Below are 13059 nucleotides of genomic sequence, written 5' to 3'. Positions count from 1 at the left end.
TGATTCATCTATTTCGCAGAATCGAGCCAAGGAAGTTTCACCGAATGATTCGGCGAGATCCCGCCGATGTCTGCATACCTTCGCATGCAATTCTGAAGTTGCAGCGCAGATTTTGTATGGCGTCACGCCAATGGCGCAATATGAAGGGAAAAATCCAACGCAATAGCGCACTTGCAACATTTTAAGCCTTGGTTAACCGTATCGGCAGGATTGTTCTCTAGTGAATGGCACGAAAAAACGGCACTACGTTGCGCCGACAAATTTTCTTTGGCGTAGAACAGGGGGTTCGATGACTATTCGAAACGATGAGCGCGACCGCAAATCGTCCTGCATAGATGGAAATGCCGCGGGCGATGGGGATGCCACCCAACAGCGGGACTTCTCGCATGATTTCGGCGCCGCAGATTCCGGTCGTGTCGATGAATCCGAGGCCGGTCAAAGTTTCGACGAAAAGGGGCAAGATGCTGAAAGCCACTGGGTCAACACAGTTGGGAAAGATGAGGAAGCCTTCTTCGCAAGAGATCCGCTTTCGACTGTTCAGGACATTGCTGACGAAATGGAACGCTACGGCTTGCAGCCCTTCGCGAATGAATTGCGCGCCATTATCTTTCGCTGGTGGTTCCTGGACTTTGCCAAGATTTCGGATAACAAAATCGTCCTCTGTAGCGACTTCGGTGGGTTTGGAAGCTCGCCAAAAGATATTGATACGTTTTGCTGAGAGACGATTGATGCGTCGGCGCCTAATATCCCTCGGAAAAGTAGCCCTTAGGGCACTCTCTCTGAGAGGCGGTACACTGGAAAATCAAACCTATCCTCAGGACTGGAGTCGTTTAGGCCTGCCCGACCTCAGGGTAAGAACAGGCGACGGATATCGGTTCTGGTGACGATCCGCAAGATATTCCGCCAACCGACTTATTGCCAGGAAACACTCGGCCTAGCTCCTAGAAGAACACGAAATCTGAGTGTTCGAAAGAGCTCTGATCATCGTAATCTTCGATCACGATACCTCCCCAGCTATCAACCTGCTCTCCTGCTTCGTCCTCGAATCGGATCAGAACGGAGGCGCCCCGATCATATGGAATGAAGCGAAGATCTTCCATTCCGTCAATTTCGGGAGCGGAAAGCTGGATACTATCCTCGCCTCTCGTGAAGTCCGTGATCCGGTCAAATCCACGGTCGAGATCCTGGAAGACAAAGATGTCGTTCCCGTGACCTCCTGTCAACACGTCGACACCGCGCCCGCCATTAAGGACGTCATCACCTCGCTGGCCGTCAATGATATCCCGCCCTCCTCCTCCATTGATCGTGTCCTGGCCAACACGCCCGAAGATCGTGTCATGGCCGAGGCCACCATCCAGAAGGTCGCGACCCCAATCACCGATGATGTGATCGTCCCCGGCTTCCCCGTAAATTGTGTCCTCGCCCCGTTTTCCGTTGATCCGATCATTGCCGGCGCCACCCCAAAGGACATCATCTCCGTGGCCGCCCCCGATTTCGTCGTTACCGACGCCGCCATCTATCGTGTCGTCTCCCATATGTCCGAAGATCGTGTCGTCGCCTCCGTTCCCAAAGATCCGGTCATGACCTCCTCGGCCATGAACCTCTTCGGCCAACTCTAGCCCTCGGTAGTGGTCCTCACGCCAGGTCAACTGGACACAGTGCGATACGTAGGGCGTGTCGGAAGGCTCCGGGTTCGCCACATCGCTATCTTCTTCGGGCTCCGAGCTCCCGAATGGTCGCTCGAAGGTTATCTGAACAACCTCATACGGTGCGAGACTGATCTCGCCGATCCCGTCGACCAGATCGTGAGTGTCGATGAGGGAAACCTTTGCATCGCGATGATTGCCGCCAATATCCTCATAACCGATCCGAATTCCTGACGACCCCAAGTAGTCTCCCGAAAATTGGGAAAGATCGATCTGCGTCTCAATCACATCTTCCGAGCGTGAGGACAAAAAGACGATCCTCTCTTCGGCCGCGCCGTTTTCGTCTCTAGCCCGCGACTCGAACGCGGTGACCTCGATTTGATGTGGACCCTGAAGAAAGCTCCAACTCACATCGACCAATTCATGATCGCCCACAGTCTGCCGGATGACATCGAACATAGCGCCGCGAGTTGAGTTTGTGGAGATTTCAAGGCCTGCCACAGAGACAACTTGGATTTCCTCCTCTTTATTCAGAAAAGCGTTCTGTGTGTTGTGGATGAGAGGCCAAACGAAAGCAGTATCAACGTCGGCCTCTACAAGATTTGTATAGTGCTCCAATAGCATAGAGGCGCCGTGCCTCCCGATATCGATCGCGTCGTCTCCTATCGCCAAATTCAGGTTTATGTTGTATTCACCCACCATCTTCTGGAGGTCACGTTGAAGCCAGTCCTCCCAGCCACCGACACCTTCGGAGGCAAGATTTTCAGGAAGCGCTCGATCTTCGCGAAACGCACCACTGTCGTTTTCGAATCCGCCCTCGTCGGGATCCTTCCAGTAGAAGTTTCGAACCACGCCATCCAATTCGTCCGTCGCTCCAGGAACCTGCGAGAAAGCGTTCTGGATTTCTTCGTTCGCCTGCCGCGGATCATTCCCAAAAGCGCCCCTAAGGTTTCCAGACGCTTGTATAAAGATGTTAGCCTCTGCATTGGCGCCGCCTAGGCCCTCAGCGATTGCGTTGGTCGCTTCTGCGGCATTTCTTCCGTAAATCTCCTCCAGACTTGCATCGCCTGACGTCCGCCCCGCCCAATATTCGTTTCCAAGCTGATAGGATTCGACGACCCCGGGAAAACGGTCGGAGACGATAGTGACAAAGTCCTGGAGATCGTCGAGGAACTGATCCCGCGTCTGACCTAGAGGTGCGTCGACCGGTACGACGAAGCTGACGGAAAGACCCTTTGAATCTGCATCCGCCAGGAACGTCGCGATCTCCGGTGCGAGGCCTCCACCTGGAAGCATCCCATCCTCGAACACCTTATCCGGCATGCCACCCGGGAAGCGAACGGCCGTGCTTCCGAAATGATCGAGCGCATTCTCCATCGCGAGGGTAAGCTTACCGTCTGGGTTTTCCGTTTCGGTCGCAAATGACGGCGAACCTGTATGGGCCAAGGGCAGTAGATTGGTGTGGAAATGGTCGGATGAGGAGAAATGGCCCGAAGCGTTTGATGTCTCGATCTTTAACATTGTGAGCCCCAAACTTCCGGCGCGGTCTATCTGTCATTCGCTCGAACCCGGCCCAACCCGAAGGCCTCCGCGCGTGCAGTAGATCATCAGTATGACAGTCTATCGTAACGAACGGTTTCCGCGGCGCGATAAATATGTAAAAATTGAACTCAACTTTATCCCGATCCGCAGGCTCTTCGCAGCCGAGAAACTTGGAGTTCTTCGATGCAGCGCCCACCCTGTAGCTCCTTGGGCCTAGACATCGCCGGATTTCGGACGAAGCCGCAACCAAAAATCCTACAGGTCAATTGCTAGAGTGGTCTCAACACGGTCTTGACGCGGTCCTTGCTCTGAGGAGTCGATGCTTGCCGCTTTTCGCTCTCCGACGGCTTAGACCTCGGCAACCCTCACACACCAAGTTCTCATAGCGGAACTAATTGCCTAATTGTAAGCACTGAAGGAACAAGAATAGGTGAAAACGGCTAGCTCAGGTCGGGCCTAGATTTCCGTAGCAAATTTTTGCTGTGGCAGGCGCTTCCGACGTATGGAATTCTTCCGGCCGCGCTGATGCTGGGGAGTTCCTCCCAGCCAACAGCCTCGCGATCTACCTCCGCAACGACTGGGTCATCCACCGATAGCAGAGCTATGCGGGTAGCCTCGATCGGACGACGCAAGGCCGAATACTCGTAGCAATCCGGGGGATGGCGGAGCTTACGAACAGCAAGCCCTTCGCGCATCTCAATCGCGATAACGCTGCGGGCTTGCGCGAGGCCCTCCGCCGCTCTTTCGCGTCGGAGGGACAGGCCGCTCGTTCGCGTTCGACGGTCTCGCACATTCTGTCGCACCTGCGGGCCTTCCTCGACTGGTTCCTGAAGCGGTCCGAATTCGCCCATCTGCCGCGCGACCTGCCCGGCTACCTCGAACTTTCCCGCAAGGAGTTCTCGGCCGCCCTTACCCCTGCCGCCGCGCGACCATCCGGACATCGTGGAAACCGAGGCAATGCTGCGGGCGATACCCGAGGTCATGCGCAAGGCGCGCCGCGACCGCGCGCACTTCGCGCTCGCCTTGGCAGGACTCGAGTCGTTGGGGATATGGAGGGGCGGGCCGTCCTGCGCGGACGGCCCAAACCAGTCGTTCGAACCGACCGTCGATGCGGCTCGCAGCGTCACCAAAGCGGCCATTTATCGTTGCCGCAGCATTCTCCAAGGGCTGAACGTCGCCTGTGCGGACGAAGTGGACGGACGTTGCACGGACGGCAGCTTTCGGCAAAGGACAGAAACGGTCGTTATCGCCGGTGACAGTAACGGTTGAGTTTTGGCACATTCTTCGGTGCGAAGAAGGTCCGGAAAGAGCCCGAGTTGGGGTGTGCCGCAAATCCGTAAGATGTCCGCTGTTCGTCCGAGGGCCGTTGGTCTGTCCATGCTCTCGGTGGGTGGTCATCTGAAATTCAGACCTATTTGATTGAAAGTATACGATACGCAGAATTGAAGTTCTGCATATGAAACAAGGAATTACTCATGACTTCTTTCGATCCTTCGCGCCGTGGATTGATTCTGGGCGCCGCGGGTGGGGCCGCCCTTCTTGCCGCCGGACGCCCACACCCCCTGCAAGCCGCGGCCCATACAACGGCACCAATTCCAACCTTCTATGATCGTATGGTCGGCAATCTGCGCGTGACGACGTTGCTGGACGGGTATTTCAAGCTCGATCAGAACCTTGTAACGAACCTCGGGGACGAGCAAATCGCGGAAGGAATGAAGGCGGCCTATCTTGATCCTGCGAATCCGATTCCGCTGGCAATCAGTACTCACGTCATTCGCCAAGGAGACCAGGTTAGCTTGGTCGATGCTGGTGCGGGCGGTGCCTTTGGACCAACAGCAGGCAGGCTGCGCACATCGCTGGAGCTGCTTGGCGTTGCACCTGAAGACGTGAACCACATTGTGTTGACTCACATGCACCCGGATCACATCGGGGGATTGATCGGAGATAATGGCCCGGTCTTCCCGAATGCGTCGTTGCATGTCAGCGAGGCCGATCATGCCTTCTGGACGGACGAGATGATCGCATCGGGTGCGCCGGAGTCTTCGCAAGGTTTCTTTGCCCTGGCACGTGCTGTCAGCGAGGCCTACACTCAGCGGACTGAAATGTTTGGCGACAATACCGATCTTGGTGGCGGCCTCACCACTTTGGCAATGCCGGGGCATACCCCAGGACACAGTGGGGTCCGTGTGTCGGATGGCTCTGATCAGTTGATCATATGGGGAGACAGCACAGCTTTGGCGTCGCTGCAGTTTAGCCACCCTGATGCCGGTATCGCCTTTGACGCAGATGGCGTGCAGGCCGCCGAGACGCGCCGCCGTGTCTTGGATATGGTGGTTGCCGACAAGATCGCCGTTGCGGGCACCCATTTGCCGTTCCCTGGTATCGGTCATGTCGAAGAAAAAGACGGGGCCTACGCTTGGGTTCCAGAAGAATGGCAGCACATATAAAGCAGTCGTCCCACCAAGCTGAGAGCTGGTCGCGGATTTTCGGACCGGTTGGTACACTTAGGTAGCTACTAAAGCACTTAGACGAAGATGACGAACCGGACACCCTACGCCTGCTGAATGGCGCTGTCGGACCAATTCCAATTTGTCCGACAGCGCTACTCGGGCGACATCACAGTGACAACTCGGGCGATCTGTCCCTAAGGCTCCGGGCCCGCAAAGTCGCCCCGTCAGGGGATGTCAGATTTTAAAATTCACAAGAATTAGGCAGCACATTGCGCCGCCCCTCTTTGATCCAGCCTGGATTTTCGTCATCCCGTCGGATCTCAATGAAGTGTAGAAAGCCCTCCCTGGGATCTTGTCATCGCCGTGATCTTTTTTTTTGAGCCGGTTGCATATTGGCGAGGAAATCATTGGCATTGGCATTGCCGAAGCGGACAATCGAATTGGTGACGCGAACCGCAGCTTCGTCCGCTCATCGGACACAACCCTCCTCACAATACCTATGCGCCAAAGACGGTCGTTTCTGTCTTTCCGTGAGCGCCTCCGCCCCTTCAACATGTAAGCACGGTCAGAACCCCAGGGCGAAACCCAACTGGTTTCGGCATGTTTGTGCCTGATCCTTCGAGCAGACCTTCGCTGCGCTATGACGAACGTGCAAGTTGGACTCGGAGCAGCCATTCGCCGCTTAGTGGAATTCATAGTCTGAAAATTACGGTAGGGGCGCGGTCGCTTGCAGTAACGGGTCCGCCGCCGTCAGTCATCGATTTCGGAATTGTCGCTCCCCGTCCGGGATTGTCGTGAAATGTCATGATTACAATTATTTACCGCCGGCGCTAGACTGGCGGCGGGCGGCGGACGGCGCCGCGTAATTCGAGGCGGGGGTCGTGACCAAGGCAGTCGCAGCACATTACGGCGGACCGAACGGCGCCCGGTCCATCACCCAGGCCCCCGTGGCGGATCTCGTCCCCTACGCCAGCAACGCGCGCATGCATTCGGACGCGCAGGTGGCGCTGATCGCGGGCTCCATTCGCGAGTTCGGGTTCAACAACCCGGTGCTGGTCGACGGCCAGCGTGGCATCATCGCCGGCCACGGCCGCGTGCTGGCCGCGCGCAAGCTCGGGCTCAAGACGGTGCCGGTGATCGAGCTCGGGCATCTGACAGAGGCGCAGAAGCGGGCCTACATCCTCGCCGACAACCGCCTGGCCGAGCGGGCCGAATGGGATCGCGCCCTGCTGGGTCTCGAACTGGGCGAGCTGGCTGATCTGGGCGTGGAGCTGGGCGATCTGGGCTTCGACGGCGCGGAGCTTGACGCGCTGCTCGGCAGCGGTGCGGCCCGGGAGGGCGAGGAAGCCACGCCCGAGCCCCCTGCCCGGCCCGTGAGCCGTCCGGGCGACCTGTGGCAGCTTGGGTCCCACCGGCTGCTCTGCGGCGACGCCACGGACGCGGCGGCGGTGTCTCGGTTGCTCGACGGCGTCCGGCCGCACCTGATGGTCACCGACCCTCCCTATGGCGTGAATTACGACCCGGGCTGGCGCAACGATGTCGGCGCGGCGAAGACGAGGCGCACGGGCAAGGTCGCCAATGACGACCGGGCCGACTGGCGCGAGGCCTGGGCCCTGTTCCCCGGCGAAGTCGCGTATGTCTGGCACGGCGCGCTGCACGCCTCCACGGTGGCCGAAAGCCTCGCAGCCTCCGGCTTCGACATCCGCTCGCAGATCATCTGGGCCAAGGACCGGCATGTGCTCAGCCGCGGGCACTACCACTGGCAGCACGAGCCGGCCTGGTACGCCGTCCGCGGCACGGGCCACTGGTCAGGGGACCGGACGCAGTCGACGCTCTGGCAGATCCCGAACCGCGACCAGGACGCCGCGACGGTCCACGGCACGCAGAAACCCGTCGAGTGCATGCGCCGCCCGATGCTCAACAACGCGAGTGCCGGACAGGCGGTCTACGAGCCCTTCTCGGGCTCTGGCACCTCCATCATCGCGGCCGAGACGACGGGGCGCGTCTGCCTCGCGATGGAGCTGGACCCGGCCTATGTCGACGTGGCCGTGGCGCGTTGGCAGGACTTCACGGGCCGGCAGGCCACGAACGCGCAGGATGGACAAACCTTCGATGCCGTCGCCCGCGCACGCGAAGAGGCCGCTGCATGAACCCGCCGCCTGCCCTTTGGCGCATCGAAACCGCAACAAGGCTCGTGGCTAATGGTAGTTGGAACGTCGTCGTGCAGGTGCTCGTCTTCCCGATGGCGTGTTTTGACATTCGGGCGCAGCAGGCGCTCGTCGGCAGCCTCGCCTTTGCGGTCGCTTCGACCCGAGGCAGTCCTCTCGTTCGGCGCCTGGTTCCGGGATCGCCAGACTGATGGCGCGGCGTGGACCGAAGCCCCGACCACGCGCGTCTGCGGAACTCAAGGAAGGCGGCCTGCCGCGCTGCCCGGCCCATCTCGATGATGTCGCCCGCAAGGAATGGCGCCGGCTGGCCAGAACCCTCTTCGACGCGGGCATCCTGACCGTCGCCGATCGGGCCGCCTTCGCCGCCTACTGCCAGTCCTATAGCAAGTGGGCCGAGGCCGAGCGTCAGCTGCGCGCGGGTCCGAAGTTGATCAAGACGCCCTCCGGCTATGTCCAGCAATCGCCCTGGATCGGCATCGCCAACAAGCAGCTCGAACTCATGGGCCGGTACATGTCCGAACTCGGGACCACGCCGACCTCACGGGCGCGCCTCCCGGATCGGGCCGGCGCCGGAGACGAGACGACGGTGTTCAGGATCCTGTTCGAAGGCGCCGACGGAAGAACACGCGATGGGAAGGGCAACCTCGTCGAGGGCCACGAGAACGCCGTGACGATCGATCCGCGCCTTTGACCGGGCTCGGGCGCTACACTTCGCGTCCCGTTCGAGCGACGTACAGACCTGCGCAACGAACGTCAGGCAGGTGTGTACATGGCCGCTTCCTCATCTCCGCCCCCTGCCCCGGCCCTGCGGCTCGTCGCCTACGAGCGGGTCTCGACGGCGCGGCAAGGACGGTCCGGGCTGGGAATGGAGGCGCAGAGGAAAGCGATCGACGCCTTCGCGACCTCCCGCCGCGCGGAGGTGATCGGCCGGTTCACGGAAGTGGAGAGCGGTCGGAAGAACGAGCGGCCAGAGCTCGACAAGGCCCTGAACCTCGCCAAGCTGACGGGCGCCACGCTGGTCATCGCCAAGCTCGACAGGCTGTCGCGCAACGCGGCCTTCCTGCTGACGCTGCAATCGAGCGGCGTGCGCTTCCTGGCCTGCGACATGCCCGAGGCGAACGACCTTACCATGGGCATCATGGCCCTCGTCGCGCAAGGCGATCTCACGGCGCACCAGGGAGGCGCTCGCGGCGGCAAAGGCACGCGGGGTGAAGCTCGGAAACCCGAACGGGGCTGCAGCGCTCCGACGGGCTGGCAAGGGCGGGGTCGCGTTACGCGCGGCGGTCGCGGCGAACGCGGACGCCTTTGCGCGGGATCTGGCGCCGGTCATCGCGGCGATCCCCGAAGAAAGGCATATGGCGCTGCGCGCGATCGCTGACGAGTTGAACACCCGCGGAATCCGAACGCGGCGCGGAGGCCGATGGCACGTGTCGAACGTCAGCAATTTGCTGCGAAGGCTGAAGGCGCTGGGGTGATTGGACCACTGGCGCATGCCGATGCGAGAGCAAGCGATGCTTCGCTTCCTGCGCATGCGGTGTCTGCAGAAGTTCGCCGCCGCGAACGCATACGTTTGGAACCACTTCAACCATGAACGCAGCCTCTCCCGACGGGACACCTTCAATGCCAACCGCACCGCCGCTCTGTCCGAATGGCGCGGACTCCGCGCAAACTAAGGGACAGTCATCCTGCCCGAGCTGAGACTGGTTCGAACTTGTCTGACACCACCGCCAACCGCCCCCCAACTTCCCGCCCTCGCCCCTGGAACCAAGTCGCTCTCGGACGCGACGGCCTTTCGCGACGCGGGCCCCGGGCGTCACCCCTCGGCCTGCAGCCCGAGCTTCCGGATGCGGGAATAGAGCGTGGTCGGGCGGATCCCCAGCAGTTCCGCCGCGCCCCCGGGGCCGGACACCTTGCCCCCGGTTTCGCGCAGGCAGGCGATGGTGTTGGCGGTGCGGATCTGGTCCACCTCGGCCTCGGTCAGCAGGGTCGCCGCGCCGCGCACCGCCGGGGCCCCCACCGAGCGGATGTCGACGCGCAACTTGTCGCCGCGCGACACGATGGCCGCGCGTTCGATGACATTGGCGAGTTCCCGGACATTGCCGGGCCAGTCGTAGCGTTGCAGCGTGCGTATGATGCCTTCGGTGATCACCGGCACCGGGATGCCCAGGCGTTTGCAGGCCAGTTTGAGCAGATGCACCGTCAGCGGCGGGATGTCGTCGATCCGCTCTCGCAGCGGCGTGCACTGGATCGGAAAGACATTGAGGAAGAACATCAGGTCCTGCCGCACCCGCCCGGCCTGCACCTCGCGTTCGAGGTTGCGGCTGGTCGAGGCGACGACCCGCAGATCCAGCTCGCGCGGGCGCGTGTCGCCCATGCGGGTGACCCGCCGGCTCTGCAGCGCCTCCAGCAGCATGCCCTGCTGTTCGAGGGGAATATCGGCGAATTCGTCGAGAAACAGCGTGCCGCCATGCGCCAGCTCGAGCTTGCCGGGCTTGTCGCGCAGCGCGGCGGTGAAGGCGCCGCGCACATGGCCGAACAGCTCGCTTTCGATCATGTCGGGGTTCACCGAGGCGCACTTGAAATGGATCAGCGGACGGCGGCGGCGGTCGCTGTCGGCGTGGATGGCCGTCGCCACCATCGCCTTTCCCGTGCCGCTCTCTCCCGTGATCAGGACGTTGGCGTTGGTGCGCGACACCATCTCGATCCGCGCGAGGATCTCGCGGATCGACGGCGACTGGCCGATGATGTCGTGATGCGCCCGCTCGATGTTGATCGCCTCCTGCAGGTAGGCGTTCTCCTGCTCCAGCTTGTCGCGCAGGGCCGCGACCTCCTCCAGCGCCTCGCGCAGCTTCTGCTCGTTTTCCCAGCGCTCGGTGATGTCGCGGAAGATGACGACGGCCCCCGCCAGCACCTTGCCCTCGTAGATCGGGGTCGAGACGTATTCGACCCGGATCGGCTTGCCGTCCTTCCGCCAGAAAACCTCGTCCTCGATGCGGTTCACCTCCTCGAAGCGGAAGGACTGGTAGATCGGGCATTCCTGCGAGGGATAGAGTTCCCCGTCGAGGTGATGGTGATGGATCTTGGAGTGGATGTCCTGCCCCAGCAGGTCGTCCGCGGTCCATCCCAGCATCTCCTGCGCGGCGCGGTTGACGAAGGTGGTCTTCCCGTCGGCGTTGACGCCGTAGATCCCTTCGCCCGCCGCGTTCAGGATCAGCTGGTTCTGCTGCTCCAGTTCGGAAAAGAACGACTGCGCCCGCTGCCATTCGTGCAGCCCGCCGCCGTAAAGCCGCGCCACGCGCGCCGCCTCCGCCCGCGAATCCAGTTCCGCGAGATCGGTGATCTGCAGGACGAGCGCGGCGCCGCGGTCCAGCGCGGCGACCTTGCCGTTGATCTCGCAGTCGAGCGCCTCGCCGTCGCGCGGCGTCACCTGGATCCGCCGGGTCCACGCCATGCCCCGATGCAGCACCTCATCCACGAATACGATCAGCTGCCCCAGGTGTCCGTGGACGAAGGTGGAAAAGCGGTGGCCCGCCAGCGGGGCCTGCCGCAGCAAAGCCTGCGCCTCGGCGGACGCGCCCAGGATGCGGTCGTTCGACAGGTCGATCACCACCGTCGCGCCGAACGCGCCCGCGAGCAGGGAATCGAGTGTGGCTTGATCGACGGACATGCGCTCGAAAGAAGCGCGACGCGGGCTGCGCTTCAATACGAAAATTCGTAATTTATGAATTTTCGTAAACCCGTCGACAGAAGATATGCTCCCAGCACGTTGTATTAATTGATAATTCGGAAAGTTCGCGTTTTCGCCCCGCCCCCTGTTGGTCCGCGACCGCCCCGCTCAAGATCGACGCAGCAACAGGTGGAGATCCCGCATGACCGTTAAGAGCCTCGGAAACCCCTTTTCCGCGAAAACCGACCTTCGGCACGGCGCCGACTGCAGTTGCCACAGCTGCAGCGGCAATGGTGCGGATGCCGATACGAGCGCGGACATCTCGACATCCGACGAGATGCTGGAACGCGCGGTGGAAAGCGCGATCGTCCGCTCCGTCTTCGGGCAGAGCGATATCGGCCGCCGGTCCTTCATGGGGATGATGGGCGGGTCCACGATCGCGGCTGCGCTCGCCTCCGTCTTCCCGATGGACCAGGCCAAGGCCGCGATCCTCGACAATCTCGGGCCGCCGGAGAAGACCGACCTCAACATCGGCTTCGTCCCGATCACCTGCGCCACGCCGATCATCATGGCGCAGCCGCTGGGCTTCTACGAGAAATACGGCCTCAACGCCCAGGTCATCAAGACCGCCGGCTGGGCCGTGGCCCGCGACAAGTCGCTGTCGGGCGAATATGACGCCAGCCACATGCTGACCCCGATGCCGCTGGCCATGACGCTGGGCGCCGGGTCGGTGGCCGAGCCCTACATCATGCCCGCCGTTGAGAACATCAACGGCCAGGCCATCGTGCTGGGCAACCAGCACATGGACAAGCGCGACCCGACGCAGTGGAAGGGCTTCACCTTCGGCGTGCCGTTCGAATACTCGATGCACAACTTCCTGCTGCGCTACTACGTCGCCGAATTCGGCCTCGACCCGGATGTCGACATCCAGATCCGCGTCGTGCCGCCGCCCGAGATGGTGGCCAACCTGCGCGCGGGCAATCTCGACGGCTATCTCTCGCCCGACCCGTTCAACCAGCGCGCCGTCTACGAGGGCATCGGCTTCATCCACATCCTGACCAAGGAGATCTGGGAGGGCCACCCCTGCTGCGCCTTCGCCGCGCCGCTGTCCTTCGCCACCGAGTTGCCCAACACCTACGGCGCGCTGCTGAAGTCGATCATCGACGCCACGCAATACGCCTCGAACCCGGACAATCGGAAGGAAATCTCGGCCGCGATCGCGCCCACGAACTACCTCAACCAGCCGGTCACGGTGATCGAGCAGGTGCTGACCGGCACCTATGCCGACGGCCTGGGCGAGGTAAAGCAGGTGCCCGACCGGATCGATTTCGACCCGTTCCCCTGGCATTCGATGGGGGTGTGGATCCTGACCCAGATGAAGCGCTGGGGCTATATCGAGAACCACATCGACTACAAGGCGGTGGCCGAGCAGGTCTACCTGGCGGCGGACTGCCGGAAGGTGATGACCGAGCTGGGCTACGACGCCCCGGACGTCAGCTACAAGTCGCACATGATCATGGGCAAAAGCTTCGATCCCGAAACGCCCGAAGCCTATGTCGACAGCTTCGCCATCAAGAAGGGATAAC

At 61.4% G+C, this 13059-nt stretch carries 10 protein-coding genes and 1 pseudogene; 9 read left to right on the top strand and 2 right to left on the bottom strand.

The window, feature by feature from the left end; all coding sequences use genetic code 11:
- The first annotated feature begins 289 nt into the window (after nt 1–289).
- Nucleotides 290–718 carry a hypothetical protein gene (locus P8627_RS16500; RefSeq protein ID WP_279965343.1) on the top strand — a complete coding sequence of 143 codons (429 nt, stop codon included), beginning with the start codon at nt 290–292 and terminating at the stop codon, nt 716–718.
- A gap of 223 nt (nt 719–941) precedes the next feature.
- On the opposite strand, the gene P8627_RS16495 is transcribed toward P8627_RS16500, so the two are convergent.
- Nucleotides 942–3167, bottom strand: coding sequence for a calcium-binding protein (locus tag P8627_RS16495; RefSeq protein ID WP_279965342.1), 2226 nt, complete (start codon nt 3165–3167; stop codon nt 942–944).
- 963 nt (nt 3168–4130) lie between these two features.
- Here P8627_RS16495 and P8627_RS16490 point away from each other — a divergent pair.
- From P8627_RS16490 to P8627_RS16465, 7 genes and pseudogenes are all read left to right on the top strand, one after another.
- The gene (locus P8627_RS16490) at nt 4131–4457 is read left to right on the top strand and encodes a hypothetical protein (protein WP_279965341.1); all 327 of its coding nucleotides are present in this window, start codon (nt 4131–4133) and stop codon (nt 4455–4457) included.
- Nucleotides 4458–4663: 206 nt separating this feature from the next.
- Entirely contained in the window at nt 4664–5635 is a 972-nt protein-coding gene (locus tag P8627_RS16485) for an MBL fold metallo-hydrolase (protein ID WP_279965340.1), read from the top strand.
- Between the two features lie 986 nt (nt 5636–6621).
- Complete coding sequence (locus P8627_RS16480) at nt 6622–7788, top strand: site-specific DNA-methyltransferase (protein WP_279967504.1); 1167 nt, start codon at nt 6622–6624, stop codon at nt 7786–7788.
- Between the two features lie 208 nt (nt 7789–7996).
- The gene (locus P8627_RS16475; RefSeq protein WP_279965339.1) at nt 7997–8497 is read left to right on the top strand and encodes a phage terminase small subunit P27 family; all 501 of its coding nucleotides are present in this window, start codon (nt 7997–7999) and stop codon (nt 8495–8497) included.
- 174 nt (nt 8498–8671) lie between these two features.
- Nucleotides 8672–9184 carry a recombinase family protein gene (locus tag P8627_RS16470; RefSeq protein ID WP_279965338.1) on the top strand — a complete coding sequence of 171 codons (513 nt, stop codon included), beginning with the start codon at nt 8672–8674 and terminating at the stop codon, nt 9182–9184.
- The gene (locus tag P8627_RS17040) at nt 9162–9281 is read left to right on the top strand and encodes a recombinase family protein (protein ID WP_347882281.1); all 120 of its coding nucleotides are present in this window, start codon (nt 9162–9164) and stop codon (nt 9279–9281) included. Before P8627_RS16470 ends, P8627_RS17040 begins: the two co-directional genes overlap by 23 nt.
- A gap of 24 nt (nt 9282–9305) precedes the next feature.
- Nucleotides 9306–9479: pseudogene (locus P8627_RS16465) on the top strand (IS6 family transposase); the annotation flags it as partial.
- Nucleotides 9480–9619: 140 nt separating this feature from the next.
- Here the strand turns inward: P8627_RS16465 and P8627_RS16460 are convergent.
- A complete protein-coding gene (locus P8627_RS16460; protein ID WP_279965337.1) occupies nt 9620–11473 on the bottom strand; it encodes a sigma 54-interacting transcriptional regulator in 1854 nt (617 codons plus the stop codon).
- Nucleotides 11474–11675: 202 nt separating this feature from the next.
- Between P8627_RS16460 and P8627_RS16455 the strand changes: the two genes are divergently transcribed.
- Entirely contained in the window at nt 11676–13058 is a 1383-nt protein-coding gene (locus P8627_RS16455) for a CmpA/NrtA family ABC transporter substrate-binding protein (RefSeq protein ID WP_279965336.1), read from the top strand.
- Nucleotide 13059 lies beyond the last annotated feature (1 nt).

Origin of the sequence: Jannaschia sp. GRR-S6-38 (assembly GCF_029853695.1) — a bacterium.
Taxonomy (GTDB): Bacteria; Pseudomonadota; Alphaproteobacteria; order Rhodobacterales; family Rhodobacteraceae; genus Jannaschia; species Jannaschia ovalis.
The sequence above is the reverse complement of the archived record's forward strand: the minus strand, read 5'-3'. Positions and strand labels throughout refer to the sequence as shown.